Below are 18,522 nucleotides of genomic sequence, written 5' to 3'. Positions count from 1 at the left end.
ATCTTAGACTCTGAAGATTCTATAAACCTGCAAATTTATCTTTGTACTCCAGCCTTGTTTTTGGTAAACTTTCAGGATAGTTATTTTGGATGAAAGTTATCATTGCTTCCCTAACATTACAGCGTAAATCAAAAGCCCTTGAAGAATTTGAGGCACTCATTAAAAACCTGATTTCGATGGAACCATCTTTATTGGTATCCGTTACCTGAACCACATTTACCCTTTTATCCCAAAGCGGATTGCTGGTTAAAAGCCTGGTCAGTTCTTGCCGAAGTGGTTCAATTGGAATCGTATAATCCATATACAGGAAAACCGTTCCAAGCAAATCAGCTGATACCCGGGTCCAGTTTTGAAAGGGCTTTTCAATAAAATAAGTGATGGGCAAAATCAACCTCCTTTGATCCCAGATACTTACGACCACGTAAGTCAACGTTATTTCTTCCACTCGTCCCCATTCACCCTCCACAATTAAAACATCATCAATACGTATGGGTTGTGTAAATGCAATCTGGAAACCAGCCAGTAAATTCCCTAAAGATTTTTGTGCGGCGAAACCGATGATAATACCACCAATTCCTACACCTGTAAGTAAACCAGCACCTATTTTACGCATACTTTCGAAACTCAACAAGATGATGGCGGCGGTAACGATAATGATCAGTGAAACAATAAATTTCCTGATAAATTGTAATTGCGTACGAATCTTTCTTTCCTTTAAGTTATTCTCCTTGTTAAGATCATATTTTAAAAATAAAAAATCTTCGAGTACATTAATTAATCGGATTAGAATGAGGGAAAATGTTACCGTAAGTGCCATTTCGAGCATTTTTTCAACCGGCACCCTGACTTTGGCAGGCATTACCATTAAATCCAGCGAAAAATTGAGCAACAATAAAGGTATAAATACCGCTACCGGCCTTTTAAGGTGTTTGATGGTAGATTTAATGACAATAGAATCCCACCAGCGTGAAAGTAGAATGAAGGTTTTACTGATTATAAATTTTATAATGATTCCCAATAAAATGGCAATACAACCAATAATCACATTTTTTAATAACAAAGGGATGGAGTAACCAAAAAAGTGGTCGAGATACTGCATAAACGAAATTTGTTGGTTAAATATTAGAGCTTATTCCTCTATCTAACAACAGCGTTTAATGATTGTTTGGAAAGCCATTCTTATACATAAAAGTGCCACAGATTCATAGATTAAAAATAATTTATGAAAATCTGTGGCATAAAGCTTAGCAGCATTAAATCTGTGCTATAAATTCTTTTATTGCAGCTCCGGGATCGGAAGTTTTCATGAAATTTTCGCCAATCAAAAAACCATGGAAACCGGCAGCCTTTAAAGCACTGATGGTTTTCGGATCGCTGATGGCACTTTCTGAAATCTTTAAAAATTCATTAGGGATTTTGTTCACCAGATTAAAAGAAGTTTGAATATCAACTGTAAAATCGGTCAGGTTCCGGTTATTTACACCAATGGCATCCAGGTTCGGACAAATGCTTCGTTCTAATTCTTCGAGGTTATGCACTTCCAACAAAACATTTAAACCCAGATCATGTGCAAATTTTCCAAAATCATTAATCTGTTTTGGCGTTAAAATCGCCGCAATTAGTAAAATGATATCGGCACCCCAGGCTTTTGCTTCCAGTATCTGATATTCATCAATCATAAAATCCTTCCGCAGAATAGGAATATCATTTGCAGCCCTGGCCGCCAGTATATCATCGGTTTTACCACCGAAAAAGTCTACATCAGTTAACACAGAAAGTGCAGAGGCACCTGCCCGATTATAAGCCTGCGTAACTTCAGCCACATCAGCAACGCCGTTAATTAAGCCTTTAGACGGCGAACGGCGCTTAAACTCTGCAATAATTCCTGTACGATCTTCAGCCAGCAAAAATTCTTTGAATGAATGAGGAGTCCTTTTAAAATGAACTACCTTTTCTAAATCCTGTACAGAAATTAACTGCTTTGCATCAGCAATTTCTTCTTTTTTTCGTAATACGATTTTATCTAAAATATTCATTTTTTTTTAAATTTTAGTTGTCATTACGAGATACAAACAATGACAAAGCCCTTTTAAGAAGTCAACCAATTCTCCATCATTTGTTTACCATGCTCTGTTAATACACTTTCAGGATGAAACTGTACTCCCCGCACATCTAACGTTTCATGTCTTAACGCCATTATTTCACTTTTATGATCCCTGGCCGTAATTTTTAAACACGACGGAAAGTTTTCTTTGCTCACCACCCAACTGTGGTAACGGCCAACATTAATTGTTTGGGGACATTCCCAGAACAAAGGTTCATCACCATCTACCACTGTTACAGGTGTTGCAATGCCGTGCATGGGCCTGCCCAGATTCAGCAAGGTACCTCCAAATGCCTCTGCAATTGCCTGTTGCCCCAAACATACGCCAAAAATACTTTTTGTTGGTGCATAGGTTTTGATTACATCCAGCAGCAACCCGGCTTCTTCAGGTATCCCTGGTCCCGGAGAAAGCAAAATCTTATCGTACCTAGCAACATCTGCCAGATCGAATTTATCATTTCGCCATACTACAGCTTCATAGCCCACCTCATTGATCAAATGAACCAGATTATAAGTAAAACTATCATAGTTATCAATGACCAGTACGGTTTTTTTATCTATATTTTCCATTGTAATTTCTTCTTTCACTCCAAACTAGATACCTGCTGCCATCTCAATTGCTTTCCGCAAGGCTGCAATTTTATTATTCACTTCCTGCATTTCTGTTTCAGGAACAGAATCTGCCACAATGCCTGCACCTGCACGGTAATGCAGTTCATTGTTTTTACTCATAAAAGTTCTGATCATGATGGCATGGTTAAAATCTTCATTAAAACCCATAAAGCCAATGGCACCGGCGTAAAAATTCCGCCCCAATTTTTCATTTTCGTCAATCAGCTGCATGGCTTTGTACTTTGGTGCACCACTTAACGTTCCGGCCGGGTAAGTATCTGCAACGACTTTAAAAGCACTTACATTTTCCTGTAAATGCCCGCTTACCTTACTCACCAGGTGGATCAGGTGCGAATAATATTGAACTTCTTTAAAAGACTTCACCTCCACCCGATTACAGTGCCTGCTCAAATCATTGCGGGCCAGGTCAACCAGCATCACATGTTCGGCACTTTCCTTCGGATCCTGCTCTAATTTTCTCGCTTGTTCTGCATCTTCAATATCGTTTCCGCTACGTTTAAAGGTTCCTGCGATGGGGAAAATGTTAGCTGAATTGTTTTTGATGGTAATCTGTGCCTCCGGTGAAGAACCGAACAGCTTAAAATTCCCGTAATCAAAATAAAACAAGTAAGGCGATGGATTGATGGAGCGCAGGCAGCGATATACATTAAATTCATCACCAGAAAAAGCCTGTTTGAATGCTCTTGAAGGCACGATCTGAAATACATCACCGCGGTAAATATGCTTTTGAAGTTTCTCTACCAAATCCATAAATCCCTGATCGGTCAGGTTTGAAGACTCTTCCCCCCTGATCTGGAACTTATATTCAGGGTAATTTTTATTCTGGATGAGGTATTCCATTTTTTCAAGGCCACCCTCTTCTTCCTCATCAAATGTATTTTTAAATAAGGTAATTTCGTTCTTAAAATGATCAATAGCGATCAGGTACCGATACAAATGATATTGCATTTCCGGAATTTCTTCGCCGTCCGGTGTTTCAGAAACAAATTTAATATCTTCAAAATGCTGAACAGCATTCCAGGTAAAATAGCCAAACAAACCACTCGAAATAAATTTAATTTCAGGCAATTCTGTTTCCTTAAACTTGCCTTTAAAATCCGCTATTTCATCAATCAGGTTCTTGCTTTCGGTAATTTCAACCGTCCCATCAGGAAAATAAGTTTCCAGTCGCGAACCTTTTAAAATGATACCAGCAACAGGATCGGCGCAAACAAAACTCATGGAATTTTCTCTACTGTGGTAATCTGAACTTTCCAACAAGATACTGTTCGGGTACACATCACGTAAGCGTAAATAAATGCTCACAGGCGTAGTGGTATCGGCAAGCATTTTTTTGTAAGTCGTATTTATTTTATACATGATAAAGGTAAAATGGTGTAAGGCTTATGGTTTGCATTCTGGTATTTTTTTCAACAATAAAAAGCCCGGCGTGTGGTTCTACGCCGGGCTTTAATGGTTCTTTAATAAGGTTTAGGTTGATAAACTATATTTTGTTCATACGCAGCCAGCGCAATTCGTTCGAATTACTTTGCCAAAGCCATGTATGTATATTTTTGATCATGAGGAGCAAAAATATAAAGAATTTTGAAAAACGGAAATTTTTATGAAAATAAATTAAAAATAGATTTAAAAATGAAGTTCACCAAGATCATTAAGCATGATAACATTTAACCGCAAAGGGCGGGAACAACAAACTCAAAGAACCCCAAGCTGGTATTTTAAATGATAACCAAGGAGCAAATGGAGTTAAATTACAAAGGGCACCAAGCCTTTTGCTTTATGCCCTTTGTAAATATATAGTTGCGCTGTGGTTAAACCTTTGCGCTACTTTGCGAAAAGCTTAGCGTTTCTTGGCGGTTAAAACCAACTAAGAAACCCCGAAAAATGTTCTGCCCGGAATACTCTTAGTCATCATTAAGATCGATACGATAATAATAACCAACGCCAGGCCAAAGAAAATAGCGATGGTGCGGTGTTTTGCAAGAGCATCAGCCACTTTTTTTGATTTAGCATTACCTACTGTAATTAAAATAATAGCAATAAGCATCATAGAAGTATGCTCTGCTTTGAAATACCTACCAATGGTATCACTCATTGGCAATTTAGTTAAAGGGCTTAAAAAGAAAAGCACTAGTCCTAATAAAAATTGGATGTGTGCACTAATGAGTGTAAATACATTCAACTTACGATTACCTTCAGTATACGTTTTTTTACCAAACCAGCCAGATAATGCATTGATAACAGCCACCAATAATAAAATTAATACGATGTAGCGCCATCCGGAGTGCGCAGATTTTAAGATACTATACATTTTAATTCAAATATGTTTCCTCAAAAATAGACATTAATTGTAAAAAATAGGTTATTGAACATATTCAACGCTTATTTATATTAGTTTTAAACAAAATTAAACCCCTAAACTTATTATGAAGAAAATTTTACTCGCCATTGGGCTGGTATTTTCTACTACATTCGTATTTGCTCAGCAAACTACCTTTCCTGTAAATGGTTCATATGATACCAGGCCTGGAATGTTTGCTTTTACCAACGCAACAATCGTAGTTAATGCCAACCAAACTTTAACAAATGCTACACTTTTAATTAAAGGCCAGACTATTCAGGCGGTGGGCGCCGGATTATCGGTACCAAAAGGATACGTGATCGTAGATTTGAAAGGAAAATTTATCTACCCTTCTTTAATTGATGCCTTTACTAGTTATGGCATTACAGAAGCGGCTGTTCAACCACGCGGATTTGGTGCACAAAGACAATCGATATTTGTTTCAACTAAAAAAGGGGCTTATGGCTGGAATGAAGCCATCAAACCTGAAACTTATGTTAAGAATGTTTTTTCTGCTGACAGCAAAAAAGCTGATGAATTACGTAAAGTAGGCTTCGGCAGTGTTAACGTCATTAACCGGGATGGGATTGCCAGAGGTGTTTCTGCAGCCGTAACCTTAAATGAAGATGCGGACAACAGCTTAATTCTAAAAGATCAAACTGCAGCAAATTATTCCTTCAATAAAGGAACGTCATCAAATGATTATCCAACATCTTTAATGGGTTCAATTGCATTACTGCGCCAAACCTATTATGATGCCCAGTGGTATAGCAAGCAAAAAGCGGAATATAATATATCTTTAGATGAGTTTGCTAAACAACAAGCACTTCCACAAATATTTGAGGTAGATGGTTGGGCAAACGTACTCCGTGCAGATAAAATCGGCAAAGAATTTAGCAAAAAGTACATCATCAAATCCGGAGGAGACGAATATCAGCGCATTAATGAGGTTAAAGCAACAGGTGCAAGCTTAATTATTCCATTGGCCTTCCCAAAAGCTTATGATGTGGAAGATCCTGCTGAAGCCAGAAATTTAACTCTAGCCCAAATGAAGGGCTGGGAACTGGCACCCACTAATCCGGCAGTTTTAGAAAAAGCGGGCGTTAAATTTGCCTTAACAGCATTTGGATTAGAAAGTAGCAGAGATTTCTGGGCGAATATCCGCACAGCAATTGAAAATGGCTTAACTGAAAAACAAGCCCTACTAGCAGTCACCACTATTCCTGCAGAACTTTTAGGCATCAATGATAAGGTTGGCTCATTAGAAAAAGGCAAAGTGGCCAACTTCCTGATTTCATCAGATAACCTTTTCAAAAACGGAAACATCATTTTCGAAAACTGGGTACAGGGCAAACGTTTCATTGTAAATAAAATGGACGTAAGTGATGTTCGTGGAACCTATAATCTGAATGTTGATGGTGTGGGTGCCTTAACCTTAAAAATTACCGGAACTGGTGGTGGGTCAACCGCAGCCATCGAGAGAACTGGTACAGATAGTGTTAAAACTACAGCCACTTTCACCAGAAATGGCGATTGGGTCAGCATTAATTTTAATTTAAAGAAAAATCCTAAAGGTGATGTTCGTTTAAGCGGCTACATTACTTCTGCAAATCCAATTACCATTAAAGGTGAATCTGCATTGGCTGATGGATCAACAGGAAAATTTACGGCGACTTATAGAGAGGCGGGCAAAGAGACGCCAAAGAAAGACGAGCCTAAACCAAGCCTTGCAGCTGGATCGGTAATTTACCCTTTTGGTGCCTTTGGTGCTACAGAATTACCAAAACAGGAAACTGTTTTAATTAAGAATGGTACCGTTTGGACCAATGAAAAAGACGGTATTCTTCAAAATGCCGATGTACTTTTAGAAAACGGAAAAATCAAGGCAGTAGGTAAAAACCTTTCGGCTGGTGGTGCAAAAGTAATCGATGCCACAGGCAAACACATCACTGCCGGCATTATTGATGAACACTCGCATATTGCGGGTAGTGGTGGCATTAATGAAGGGGCACAATCGGTATCTGCAGAAGTTCGGATTGCCGACATCATCAACTCTGAGGATGTGAATATTTATCGCCAGCTGGCTGGTGGTGTAACCACTTCACATATCTTGCATGGTTCTGCAAACCCGGTTGGTGGTCAGTCGCAATTAATTAAACTGCGTTGGGGTAAATCACCGGAAGAACTGAAATTTGCCGGTGCTGATGGATTCATCAAATTCGCTTTGGGTGAAAACGTAAAGCAAAGTAACTTCGGTACCGGTGCCCGTTTCCCGGTAACGCGGATGGGGGTAGAACAGACTTTTGTGGATGAGTTTACGCGCGCCAAAGAATATGCAAAAGCCATGTCGGTTAAAGGCAATAGCGTTCGCAGAGATTTGGAATTGGATGCGATTGTAGAAATATTGAACAACAAACGTTTTATTACCTGTCACTCTTACGTACAAAGCGAAATTAATATGTTAATTCATGTTGCCGATAGCTTAGGATTCAAAATCAACACATTTACGCACATTTTGGAAGGTTATAAAGTAGCCGACAAAATGAAGGCACACGGTATTGCCGGCTCCACCTTCTCAGATTGGTGGGCTTATAAAAATGAGGTGGCTGAAGCCATTCCTTACAACGGAAAAATTATGCACAATGTGGGTGTAACTACCGCTTTCAACTCTGATGATGCAGAGATGGCACGTCACTTAAATCAGGAAGCCGGAAAATCAGTTTTATACGGTAACGTTCCGGAAGAAGATGCTTTGAAATTTGTAACGTTGAACCCGGCTAAAATGCTTCACATAGCTGATCAGGTAGGCAGCTTAAAGGCAGGCAAAGATGCAGATGTAGTGATCTGGACGGCTAATCCACTTTCTATTTATGCCAAAGCAGAGAAGACTTTTGTTGATGGGATTGCTTACTGGGACATTGAAAAAGATGCGCAGCTGATTAAATCTCAACAAGCAGAAAAAGCACGTTTAATCCAGAAAATGCTGGAAAGTAAAAGTAAAGGTGGAAAAATGCAACGCCCCACAGGCGATGCTCCTCGCTTATATAATTGCGAAACATTAGAAAATTATTCAGCAGAACTAACCGAGAACGAACATGCACACTAATATGAAAACCTATTTATTAAGTCTGGCTTTTTCGGCAACAAGCCTGATGTGTATTGCGCAGGCAAACATTTCGCCAGCTAAAAAACAAAGCAAAACCATTGCTATTTCAGGTGCAACCGTTCATGTTGGCAATGGTACCATCATCGAAAACGGCACCATTATTTTTAGTAATGGAAAGATTGTCTCTGTCACAGCCAACGGGCAAGTACCACAAGGTGATGTCGCCCAGATTTCTGCCAACGGAAAACATATATATCCAGGTTTTATCGCTGCTACCACCAATTTAGGATTAACAGAAATTGAAGCGGTGAAAGCAACCCTCGATTTTCAGGAGATCGGTGATTTCAACGCTCACATCCGCTCCATTGTGGCTTATAATACCGATTCAAAGGTACCTGCAACTTTAAGGAGTAATGGTGTTTTAATGGCACAACCTACTCCGCAAGGCGGAATCATTTCCGGAAGTTCATCAGTGGTACAATTGGATGCCTGGAACTGGGAAGATGCAGCGCTGAGAAAAGATGATGCCATGCACATGACCTGGCCGGTTACGCCACGTTTTAGAGGTGGTTTCGGAGGGTTTGGCAGACCGCAATTGTCGCCAGAAGCATTGGCCGAAAGAACAGCAAGTTCCATTAATCAGTTAAATTCTTTCTTTGCTGAAGCAAAGGCTTATGCTGATTTGGGCAAACCTGAAGTGATTAATACCCGTTTCGAAGCCATGAAAAGAGTATTTTCAGGTGAGGAAAAATTATTTATTACAGCTGATAGTCAGAAGGATATTGTTGCGGCAGTTAACTTTGCCAAGAAATATGGGATTACGCCTGTAATCACGGGTGCTGATGAAGCTTACCTGGTGATCGATTTTTTAAAAGAGAACAATATCAGTTTAGTGGTTAAACAACCTCATGCCCTGCCAAACAATAACGATGATGATGTGAACATGCCTTATAAAAATGCAGCTATTTTGGCTAATGCAGGTTTAAATGTTTCATTAAGCATTGATGGTTACTGGCAACAACGCAACCTGCCTTTTATGGCGGGTACCGTTACCGCCTGGGGATTAGATAAAGAAAAGGCATTATCTACCATCACCTTAAACGCCGCAAAAGTAATGGGCGTTGATAAAACCACCGGAAGCATTGAAACAGGCAAAGACGCCACATTCTTTATTTCTGCAGGTGATGCGCTAGATATGAGAACCAACAAAGTAGAACAGGCTTTTATTCAGGGCAGGGATATTAATCTGGATAATTTGCACAAGCAGCTGGATAAGAAGTTTAGCGACAAATATGCAGCTGAGAAAAAGTAAATTAAATAGTTTAATAGTAAACGGCCAATATTAATTTATTGGCCGTTTTTGTTTAAATCTAATTTAAAAAACCGATCACTAAAAGGAAATTACTTTATAAACTATAATACCATTTTTAAATGCAATTTTTAATCCAAATTGTAATGGATATTCATTTTTAGAAGCATAAATATGTCTTTCAGTTTCGTCAAATCTTGAAACAGGCGTAAAATCATAGGGGATGCTCGCATCACCGTACAAAACCTCAACACTTTCAATATCATTTGCTATCGATGGATTAATTACCAATGAATTAGCGAAAAAATTAGAAGGAAAATTTACTTGTCTATAAAAACCATCATAAACTTTTCCTATCGGTTGGTGTCTCACCAACCGAAATATTAACCTGAAAAATCCTATATTGCTTTTATTTTCCCTCTAATCTAAAAAAGTATTATGAGTATTTTTCACAAAAGACAGGGACAAATGGATTATAATTATCCTTATTTCTACACAGACACTATCTGCCATTTTGATCACTTACTGGCAGATGATCATTTTAAGATGATTGTTATTAATTCTCTTCAGTATCTAACTCAACAGAAATTAATAGAGATTTATGGTTATGTTATTATGCCTAATCATATCCATCTCATCTGGAAGATGTTAAAGCTAAATGGGAAAGAAAGTCCTGCAGCAAGTTTCACAAAATTTACCGCCCATCAATTTAGAAAACATTTAATAACTCATTCGCCAAATTTACTTAAGAAATATAGATCAATAAAAGAAGACCGTAACTACCAGTTTTGGAAGCGAGACCCTTTGGCTATCCCCTTAAGTTCTGAAGGTATATTAATTCAGAAATTAGATTATATACATGAAAATCCAACTAAGGAAAAATGGAATTTATGCGAATCTATAGAAGATTATACTTGGAGTAGTGCTGGTTTTTATGAAAACGGGATTGATAATTTTAAAATACTTACTCATTTTAGAGATTAGTTGAAGCGGTGTCAGGTTTCGGTTGGTGAGACACCAACCGATAATCTAATAGTTTTTTTTCTACGATTTATGTTAAGTTAGAAAATAACAATTGGGGAAGCAAATATCCATTAATCATGAATGACTTATACAACGATTGTATTAACAAAAATAATATTGATGAGTTTAAAGAAGAAATATCAAAGTTAAGGCAAGAATTGAAAGAACTGCATCCAGACCAAATCGTATGGAATTTTGAGGATTTGAGTGAAATTCCTCTATGGGGTTCTGAAATTACCAGTATGGAAAATTATTTTGTAACAAATGAGGGATATAAATTGATAGATGCAATAGAAAAATCAATAGTAGCCTCAGAAGAGATTGAAGAAGATATCTGCATCAAAGATATATAAAACATTTTTAACCAATTACTTTCCCCTATCGGTTGGTGTCTCACCAACCGATAAAATCTAACTTTAATTATGTAAACTTTAAATAGCCTGGTAGAAGTTTATCAATTAGCATGATGATTAATTTTTAATTCCTGAACAAATACAATGTATCAAGCAAATCTTCATGAAATAATTTTTAGAGTTAATGAAGCAGTTATAACCACATTAAACCCTATCGATTATAAAACCTATAAGGTTTGTGAACTAAACCGTGCACCGATTACCTGCTCACACAATCCAAAAGATAAAGTCATGCCATTACCACCTAAACCATTAATGATGGTTACCCCTGGTGCTACTGCCATAACCAGTTCGGTTTCGCCGTTTTTCATTTTCGGATAAATGCCATTCCAGGTTTGGATGATGCTGTTATCTTTAAAATGAGTAAAGGTTTTTAAATATTTTATAATCAGCTGGTTGATAAAATCCTTGTCGAAAGGATTTTATCAACCTGGCCATACTCATGCGAATCGCCAATGGTAATTTCTCCGGTGTGGTTTTGGGCGGCCATTCCCCTATCGGTTGGTGTCTCACCAACCGAAACATCCAACTCCCCATTCGTGAGACACCCACAGAAATATCTACCTACCTGTTCATAAGATATCAACAAAAATATTGATAAATCAGAAATCTTTAATTTAACATCTATTCAAAAATTGAATAATTTCTAAACCATTTCATAATATAAAATCATCATCAGCTTAACACTACAATAACACCTTTGCGGTCAGATAACAAATCAAAAACTGATCATGATTAAAAATTTACTAATTGCAGTGATGCTGTTTCTATGCTATACCACTAACTCGGTAATGGCACAAACCACACAAGCATCAATTTCCGGAATTGTGACGGATGAACAAAAGAAACCAATCCCAGGCGTTTCTGTACAAATTAAAAACAACTCTACTGGTTTTACCACCAGAACATCTACTAATGCCCAGGGAGAATATACATTTAAAGAATTACCATTAGGCGGACCTTATACGGTTAAAGCAGTTTATGTTGGTTTTGGAGAGCAAAACAGAAATGGTTATATGCTTAATCTTGGCGATGTGGTTAAGGTTGATGTTGCCATGCAAGAAGCCTCACAAAATTTGGAAGCTGTACAAGTTGTAGCATCAGGCTTAAGAAATAAGGTTCAGAATTTTGGCGCTTCCACAGAGATTTCAGCTAAAACCATGAATCAATTACCTGTAAATGGTCGCAATTTCTCTAATTTAATGGATTTATCTCCATTGAGTCGAGGTGGAAATATTTCAGGCCAGCTAGGTTCATCAACCAACTACACAATTGATGGTATGAATGCTAAAAACCCAACTTCAGCAGGGGCCACAACAAGCCGTAGTGGTGCGCCATATTCTATCTCTATCGAAGCTGTCCGTGAGTTTAAGGTAGTCACTAATCAATATGATGTTACTTTAGGCAGAGCAGGTGGGGGTACCGTAACTGCAGTAACTAAATCAGGTACAAACACCGTAAGCGGAAGTGCATTCATGTATGGAAGAGCAGACTGGTTATCCTCTCGTTATGATATCAGAGGTGTAAAGCGTGATAACGACTTCTCTACTTACCAATATGGTTTTACTTTAGGCGGTCCGATTATCAAAGATAAATTACATTATTTTGTGGGTTGGGATCACCAGAGAGATGCTCGTCCGTTAATTATTGCTGATGTAAATGGCCCTGAAGATGAAGCTAGGTTTAGAATTACAAATAGCACACTTGAACAATTTCTTGGTATTGCACGTGCAAAATATGGTGTAGCCAATACGCCTCAGTATGGAACTTTCGATAAAAAACGTGGTTCTGATGCCGCATTCGCACGTTTGGATTGGCAAATTAATGAGAAAAATTTATTAACCATTCGTAATAACTATACCAATGATAGAAATCCGCTTGGTTTGGCAGATAATACGGCTATCACATTTTTTGAAAGTTATGGAACTGATAAAAATGTTGATAATAGCTTATTGGCGACTTTACGTTCAACCATTAATAGTAAGGTAACCAATGAACTGAAGGTTCAACATTTGTACACTTACCAGGCCAGCACACAAAATAGCGAATTAAATGGTGCAATCCCTAGAGCCCAGGTGTATAATATACCGTCTACACTTTCTAATGGCGCTTCTGTTGGAACTGATATTCAAATAGGTGGTCACCGCTTTGGACAGGAAGGCTTTACCAATAACGTTTTACAGTTGGTAGATAATTTTTATTATAACACGGATAAGATCAAATATACTTTTGGTGTTGATGTGATGTACACAAATGCAAAATCACTTTATGGTAGTGAGGTAAATGGTCGTTTTGAATACCGTAACACAGGAACAACGATTAGCTCTCTACAAAACTTTGATAACTTAATCCCTAATAGATATTACCGTGAAGTGCCATTGATGGCAGATCCTACGGTTAAAGCTGGAATATGGAACACAGCTTTATATGGTCAAATGCAAACTAACCTAGCTAAAGGCTTAGAATTTGTAGGTGGTTTACGTGTTGATTATAGTTCTTACCCTACATCACCATTGAATCAACAATTGTTCGATGCAATCGGAATCAGAACAGATCATAAATTAAAACAATTCTTAATTCAGCCAAGAATTCAATTTAATTGGGACATTAATGAAAACAGAACAGACTTCGTACGTTTTGGTGCTGGTATCTTTGGATCAGATATTAATAATTACATGACTATTAACAACCTTACTTTTGATGGTAAGCACTTCGCTACAGTTGATGTATTTAATGAACTTGTTCCAACTCCTAATTTTATAGGATATAGAAATGGCACCGTTGCAACCCCAACTTTAGTTTCCCAACAATTACCAACGATCAACACATATGCTGAAGATGCAAAGGTTCCTGTAGTTTATAAAGCCAACTTATCATACAGTAAATTAATTACTGATAAATTTAAAGTTGGGATTACAGGTTATGCAACTTTAGGCCGTAATAACTATATGTATGTTGATCGGAACATGGTAGCTAATCCATATTTTACATTAGCTAATGAAGGAAACAGAGGTGTTTTTGTACCAACCGTAAATGCAAGCAACGGTGTTGCAGATTGGAAATTAGGTCGCTTAACTAACCAATTTGGTCGTGTGCTGGAAATGAACAGCAAAGGGAAAGTAAACCAGTTTGCTGTTGTATTAGATGCTACTTGGAATTATTTTAGAGATGGAGAAATCTCTGCAAGTTTTACTTATAATGATGCTAAGGATAATACTTCATATAACGGTAATGTAGCTAATACCGCGACACTTTCACTTCCAGTAAAAGATGATCCGAGAGATTTAAGTAAGATGTCATACTCAGATGGTCAGTTTCGTAATAAAGTAGTGGTTTACGGAACATTACCTACATTCTACGGTATAACTATTGGTATACGTTATTCAGGAATTGGCGGTACGCGTTATAGTTTATTATCCGGTGGAAATATCAATGGTGATTTCGTAGCTACAAATGATTTAGCTTTTGTTTTCGACAGAAATAATTCAAATGTTCCTGCCAGTGTTCGTACTGGATTGCAAACCCTCCTGGATAATCCACTTGCAAGCCAAAGCTTAAAAGATTATATAAATAAATATTCAGGTCAAATTGCGGAGCGTAATGGTGGTGTTAACAGTTTCTATGGCATTGTTGATTTACGTATAGCCAAGAAAATTAAAATCTATAAAACACATAATATTGAAATTTCCGGAGATATCTTCAACTTTGGAAATTTATTAAACAAGAAATGGGGTGTTAACGAAACTTTAGGATCCCAAGCTTTATATGCTGTAACAGGATTTGACAATGCTGCAAAAGCATATTCATACAGGGTAAATAACACCGGTATTGTAACTCCATCGGGTAACCCTTGGCAGGCGCAAATCGGTTTGAGATACGGATTTTAGTCACTGAAAGATACCCTGTATCTTTCCAAAAAGTCATAAAAAAAGGGAATGGATTTTAATCCGTTCCCTTTTTTTATGTTTGTACAATAAACAACAAAACTTTAATGGGATTATTATTAGACTACCTGAAAAACCACAAGTGGATTGTGGCTTTGGCTTTATTGCTGGCGGGTTTCAATATTGGCTTTTCACTTTTAGATCCATATATCACCGGAAGAATTCTGGACCGTTTCATTAATCAAAAAGACAAATTAACCTATGCCCAATACCTTTGGGGCTCACTGGGCTTAATTGGTTTAGCCATTGGTGCAGCCATGGTTTCACGGATAGCCAAGAACTTTCAGGATTACTTTACAAGCGTAATTGTACAGAAAGTGGGTGCTAAAATGTATGCTGACGGTTTGCAGCACTCTTTAAAATTACCTTACCAGGTTTTTGAAGATCAGCGCAGTGGCGAAACTTTGGGCATTTTACAGAAAGTCCGCTTAGATTCTGAAAAGTTTATCACCTCTTTCATCAGTATCTTATTTGTAAGCTTAATCGGGATGATCTTTGTAATCGTTTATTCCGTTTCTATCAGTTATAAGGTTACTTTGGTTTATTTTACAGCTATCCCAATTATTAGTTTTGTCAGCTGGTTTTTAAGTCGGAAAATTAAAACCATTCAACGTTCTATTGTTGGTGAAACAACCGCTTTGGCAGGTTCTACTACAGAATCATTAAGAAATATTGAACTGGTTAAAAGTTTGGGCCTGGCCAACCAGGAAATTGAACGGTTAAACAAAACCACTTATAAAATTTTAGGCCTTGAACTCAAAAAAGTGAAATATGTCCGCAGTATGAGTTTTGTTCAGGGTACCACAGTTAACCTGGTTAGAAGCACCATGATTCTGGTCCTGCTACTACTTATTTTCGATAATGCTATCACTGCTGGCCAGTATTTAACATTCCTTTTTTACTCTTTCTTCCTTTTCGGACCATTGCAGGAGCTCGGAAATGTGATTTTAGCCTGGCGCGAGGCGGAAGTGTCTTTAGGAAACTTTAAAAAAATTCTGAGCACGCCAATTGATAAAAAACCTGAAAACCCGATCTCCATTCAAAAAATTAAAGATTTAACGTTTAGCACTGTCGGTTTTAAACATCAAACGGCCAATAGAAATGCTTTGGAAAATATTTCCTTCAAAACCCATAACGGTCAAACCATAGCCTTTGTTGGTCCTTCGGGTTCGGGAAAAACAACTTTAGTAAAACTTTTAGTAGGTTTATATCAGCCTAAAGAAGGAGAAATTTTATATAACGGAATACCAAGCAAAGAGATTGATCTTGACGCTTTGCGTGAGAAAATCGGTTTTGTAACGCAAGACACACAACTGTTCTCAGGCACCATCAGAGAGAACTTACTTTTTGTAAATCCGAATGCAACCGACGAACAATGTTTTCAGGTATTGAATCAGGCAGCTTGTCAAACTTTACTGGCCAGGGCTGACAAAGGCTTAGATTCATTGATTGGTGAAGGTGGTGTGAAGGTTTCAGGCGGAGAAAAGCAGCGTTTATCAATTGCCAGGGCATTGTTGCGCCAACCCGATATTTTAGTCTTTGATGAAGCCACTTCTTCATTGGATTCTATTACAGAAGAGGAAATAACCAAAACCATTCGTTCCGTTTCGAATTTAACTGATCACATTACTATTTTAATTGCACACCGTTTATCAACCATTAAACATGCTGATGTGATTTACGTTTTAGAGAAAGGCCATATCATTGAACAAGGCAAACATGAAGCTTTAATTGCACAAAATGGTTTGTATCAGGCCATGTGGCGCCAACAAATTGGCGAAAGGATTGTTGAAGCTTAATAAATCTTCGTCATATGTTATTAGCACAAGTAGAAAGCAATCAAATTGCGATCATTATCATTATTGCCGCAATACTATGGCTGGCATTTATAATCATAACCTTATATCACTTATCAAGAAATACCAATATGCTTTTTCCGGTTAAAGCACTTTGGTTTATTATTATCCTGTTCGCCCCATTTATAGGATCAATCGCTTATTTGGTTTGGGGTAAGAATAGAAAGTTTTAAACTTTTTTTGCAATTGATTTTAAGAGGCTGGTATTATTAATTGAAATGTTATACCGGGCCAGTTGAAGAACTTATAACAGTATTTTGACAGGCTATCATTGACGTAATTGCTGAAATAAATTATCCCTCAACGTGATAAGTCTAGATATAATACAGCTTTTCAAAAACTAAACCGCATTCGCAGTTTGTTCATTAATATCCTGCAAGCTTAGCTTCGTTAACGATTTAGTTTTTAACCAGGTAACAAATGCAATTCCAATCGTCATGCTGCCACCAAAAACAACTGCAGGAACCAGGGTTAATAATTTAGCAGACAAACCTGATTCAAACTCTCCAATTTCATTAGATGAACCGATAAACATACTGTTTACGGCAGAAACCCGCCCACGCATTTCATCAGGTGTAAGCAATTGCATGATGGTTTGACGGATGATCACACTAACGCTATCAAATGATCCTTCCAAAAACAAGAAGAATAGGGTGAAGTAAAAGTTTCTTGAAAGCCCATAACAAATAATACTGAGCCCAAATCCGGTAACCGCAATTAATAAATTACGCCAGGGTTTTCCCATAGGCGAAAATCTGGTCATCAGCAGCATGGTGATTACAGCACCTGAAGATGCTGCTCCACGCATCATCCCTAAGCCAAATGATCCCAAATGAAATACATCTTTTGCAAAGATGGGCAATAGTGCTACAGCACCACCAAAAAAGACAGAGAAGAGGTCAAGGCTCATTGCCCAGACCATCATCTTGGTTTTAAATACAAATTGAATTCCTTCTTTTAAACTATGAAAGATATTTTCCTTTGGAACATATTTTGAAGGGTGTTTTTTTAATGTGAAGATGCAAATTAAGGAGATAGAAACCAGGATAACAATCACACTATAAGCTGCAGTAATACCCCATAACCAATTGACCAAACCTCCTGTTAAAGGGCCGATAATGGTGGCTAACTGCCAGGTACTACTGCTCCAGGTACTGGAATTGGGGTATAATTCCTTAGGTACAATTTCGGCCATTAATGAGAATGTTGCCGGACCAAAAAAACCACGTGCAATACCAATACAAAAGACTAGGCTATACATCACGAGTACGATCAAATCTTCTTTAAGGTGAAGATACCGGCTGGTAATGATCAGCATTAAAACCGAAGCCAGCCAAACACCAGAGAAAATTTTAATCAGTAAGCCACGCTTTTCACTTTTATCAGCAATGTAACCGCCATAAAGTGCAATTCCGATAGCAGGAATAGCTTCACATAGTCCTACCAACCCCAACTTTAGCGGATCATGAGTTAAATCATAAATATGATAACCGATAACAACTGCCTGCATCTGGTAAGCCAGTGTAAAAAAAAATCGCATACCCAGAAAGGACCGAAATTCTTTATAACGCAATGCGGCGAATGGATCTGGTTTAACGATTACGAAGTTAGAATTTGAATCTGACACGGAGAAGAGTTTATCTGCAAAATTAAGCTTTGAAATGGAATTATTGGAATAGATAAATACTTAAAATAGATTATTTTGCAGATAAGTTGGTGAGGCGTAGCACAGGTTAGCTGGTAAATTAAATGCCTAAACATGCAACCTTCCTAAATTCCCGCCTTACCTAAAT

The 18,522-nt window shown here is 37.7% G+C and carries 15 protein-coding genes and 1 pseudogene; 7 read left to right on the top strand and 9 right to left on the bottom strand.

Annotated elements, in window-relative coordinates; translation table 11 throughout:
• Nucleotides 1–19: 19 nt before the first annotated feature.
• From OQ267_RS03900 to OQ267_RS03880, 5 genes are all read right to left on the bottom strand, one after another.
• Nucleotides 20–1,099 carry a mechanosensitive ion channel family protein gene (locus OQ267_RS03900; RefSeq protein WP_265834981.1) on the bottom strand — a complete coding sequence of 360 codons (1,080 nt, stop codon included), beginning with the start codon at nucleotides 1,097–1,099 and terminating at the stop codon, nucleotides 20–22.
• A gap of 154 nt (nucleotides 1,100–1,253) precedes the next feature.
• Nucleotides 1,254–2,036: an indole-3-glycerol phosphate synthase TrpC gene (trpC, locus tag OQ267_RS03895; RefSeq protein WP_265834980.1), complete on the bottom strand. Its 783-nt coding sequence runs from the start codon at nucleotides 2,034–2,036 to the stop codon at nucleotides 1,254–1,256.
• A 53-nt stretch (nucleotides 2,037–2,089) separates the two neighbouring features.
• Nucleotides 2,090–2,674, bottom strand: a complete 585-nt coding sequence (locus tag OQ267_RS03890; RefSeq protein ID WP_088302515.1) for an anthranilate synthase component II — start codon at nucleotides 2,672–2,674, stop codon at nucleotides 2,090–2,092.
• A 24-nt stretch (nucleotides 2,675–2,698) separates the two neighbouring features.
• Nucleotides 2,699–4,096, bottom strand: a complete 1,398-nt coding sequence (locus OQ267_RS03885) for an anthranilate synthase component I family protein (RefSeq protein WP_265834979.1) — start codon at nucleotides 4,094–4,096, stop codon at nucleotides 2,699–2,701.
• Nucleotides 4,097–4,604: 508 nt separating this feature from the next.
• Nucleotides 4,605–5,048 (bottom strand): cytochrome B, encoded by a 444-nt coding sequence (locus OQ267_RS03880; protein ID WP_088302513.1) that lies wholly within the window; start codon nucleotides 5,046–5,048, stop codon nucleotides 4,605–4,607.
• 115 nt (nucleotides 5,049–5,163) lie between these two features.
• On the opposite strand from OQ267_RS03880, the gene OQ267_RS03875 reads away from it, so the two are divergent.
• Together OQ267_RS03875 and OQ267_RS03870 are read left to right on the top strand one after the other, a co-directional pair.
• The gene (locus OQ267_RS03875; protein WP_265834978.1) at nucleotides 5,164–8,184 is read left to right on the top strand and encodes an amidohydrolase family protein; all 3,021 of its coding nucleotides are present in this window, start codon (nucleotides 5,164–5,166) and stop codon (nucleotides 8,182–8,184) included.
• 1 nt (nucleotide 8,185) lies between these two features.
• The gene (locus tag OQ267_RS03870; RefSeq protein ID WP_265834977.1) at nucleotides 8,186–9,496 is read left to right on the top strand and encodes an amidohydrolase family protein; all 1,311 of its coding nucleotides are present in this window, start codon (nucleotides 8,186–8,188) and stop codon (nucleotides 9,494–9,496) included.
• Between the two features lie 78 nt (nucleotides 9,497–9,574).
• On the opposite strand, the gene OQ267_RS03865 is transcribed toward OQ267_RS03870, so the two are convergent.
• A complete protein-coding gene (locus tag OQ267_RS03865; protein ID WP_265834976.1) occupies nucleotides 9,575–9,865 on the bottom strand; it encodes a hypothetical protein in 291 nt (96 codons plus the stop codon).
• A gap of 66 nt (nucleotides 9,866–9,931) precedes the next feature.
• On the opposite strand from OQ267_RS03865, the gene OQ267_RS03860 reads away from it, so the two are divergent.
• Both OQ267_RS03860 and OQ267_RS03855 read left to right on the top strand, forming a co-directional pair.
• Nucleotides 9,932–10,477: a transposase gene (locus OQ267_RS03860; protein WP_265834975.1), complete on the top strand. Its 546-nt coding sequence runs from the start codon at nucleotides 9,932–9,934 to the stop codon at nucleotides 10,475–10,477.
• 59 nt (nucleotides 10,478–10,536) lie between these two features.
• A pseudogene (locus OQ267_RS03855) lies at nucleotides 10,537–10,869 on the top strand (Imm70 family immunity protein); the annotation flags it as partial.
• A 227-nt stretch (nucleotides 10,870–11,096) separates the two neighbouring features.
• On the opposite strand, the gene OQ267_RS03850 reads toward OQ267_RS03855, so the two are convergent.
• Complete coding sequence (locus tag OQ267_RS03850; protein ID WP_265834974.1) at nucleotides 11,097–11,240, bottom strand: hypothetical protein; 144 nt, start codon at nucleotides 11,238–11,240, stop codon at nucleotides 11,097–11,099.
• 77 nt (nucleotides 11,241–11,317) lie between these two features.
• A complete protein-coding gene (locus OQ267_RS03845; protein ID WP_265834973.1) occupies nucleotides 11,318–11,518 on the bottom strand; it encodes a hypothetical protein in 201 nt (66 codons plus the stop codon).
• Nucleotides 11,519–11,660: 142 nt separating this feature from the next.
• Between OQ267_RS03845 and OQ267_RS03840 the strand changes: the two genes are divergently transcribed.
• From OQ267_RS03840 to OQ267_RS03830, 3 genes are all read left to right on the top strand, one after another.
• Nucleotides 11,661–14,816 carry a TonB-dependent receptor gene (locus OQ267_RS03840; protein ID WP_265834972.1) on the top strand — a complete coding sequence of 1,052 codons (3,156 nt, stop codon included), beginning with the start codon at nucleotides 11,661–11,663 and terminating at the stop codon, nucleotides 14,814–14,816.
• Between the two features lie 104 nt (nucleotides 14,817–14,920).
• On the top strand, nucleotides 14,921–16,672 hold the full coding sequence (locus tag OQ267_RS03835) for an ABC transporter ATP-binding protein (protein WP_088299541.1): 1,752 nt from the start codon (nucleotides 14,921–14,923) through the stop codon (nucleotides 16,670–16,672).
• Between the two features lie 14 nt (nucleotides 16,673–16,686).
• Nucleotides 16,687–16,902: a PLDc N-terminal domain-containing protein gene (locus OQ267_RS03830; RefSeq protein WP_088299542.1), complete on the top strand. Its 216-nt coding sequence runs from the start codon at nucleotides 16,687–16,689 to the stop codon at nucleotides 16,900–16,902.
• A 167-nt stretch (nucleotides 16,903–17,069) separates the two neighbouring features.
• Here the strand turns inward: OQ267_RS03830 and OQ267_RS03825 are convergent, their stop codons facing one another.
• Nucleotides 17,070–18,356 carry an MFS transporter gene (locus OQ267_RS03825; protein WP_265834971.1) on the bottom strand — a complete coding sequence of 429 codons (1,287 nt, stop codon included), beginning with the start codon at nucleotides 18,354–18,356 and terminating at the stop codon, nucleotides 17,070–17,072.
• Nucleotides 18,357–18,522 lie beyond the last annotated feature (166 nt).

Origin of the sequence: Pedobacter sp. MR22-3 (assembly GCF_026240075.1) — a bacterium.
Classification (GTDB): domain Bacteria; phylum Bacteroidota; class Bacteroidia; order Sphingobacteriales; family Sphingobacteriaceae; genus Pedobacter.
This window is presented reverse-complemented; position numbering and strand designations above follow the sequence as displayed.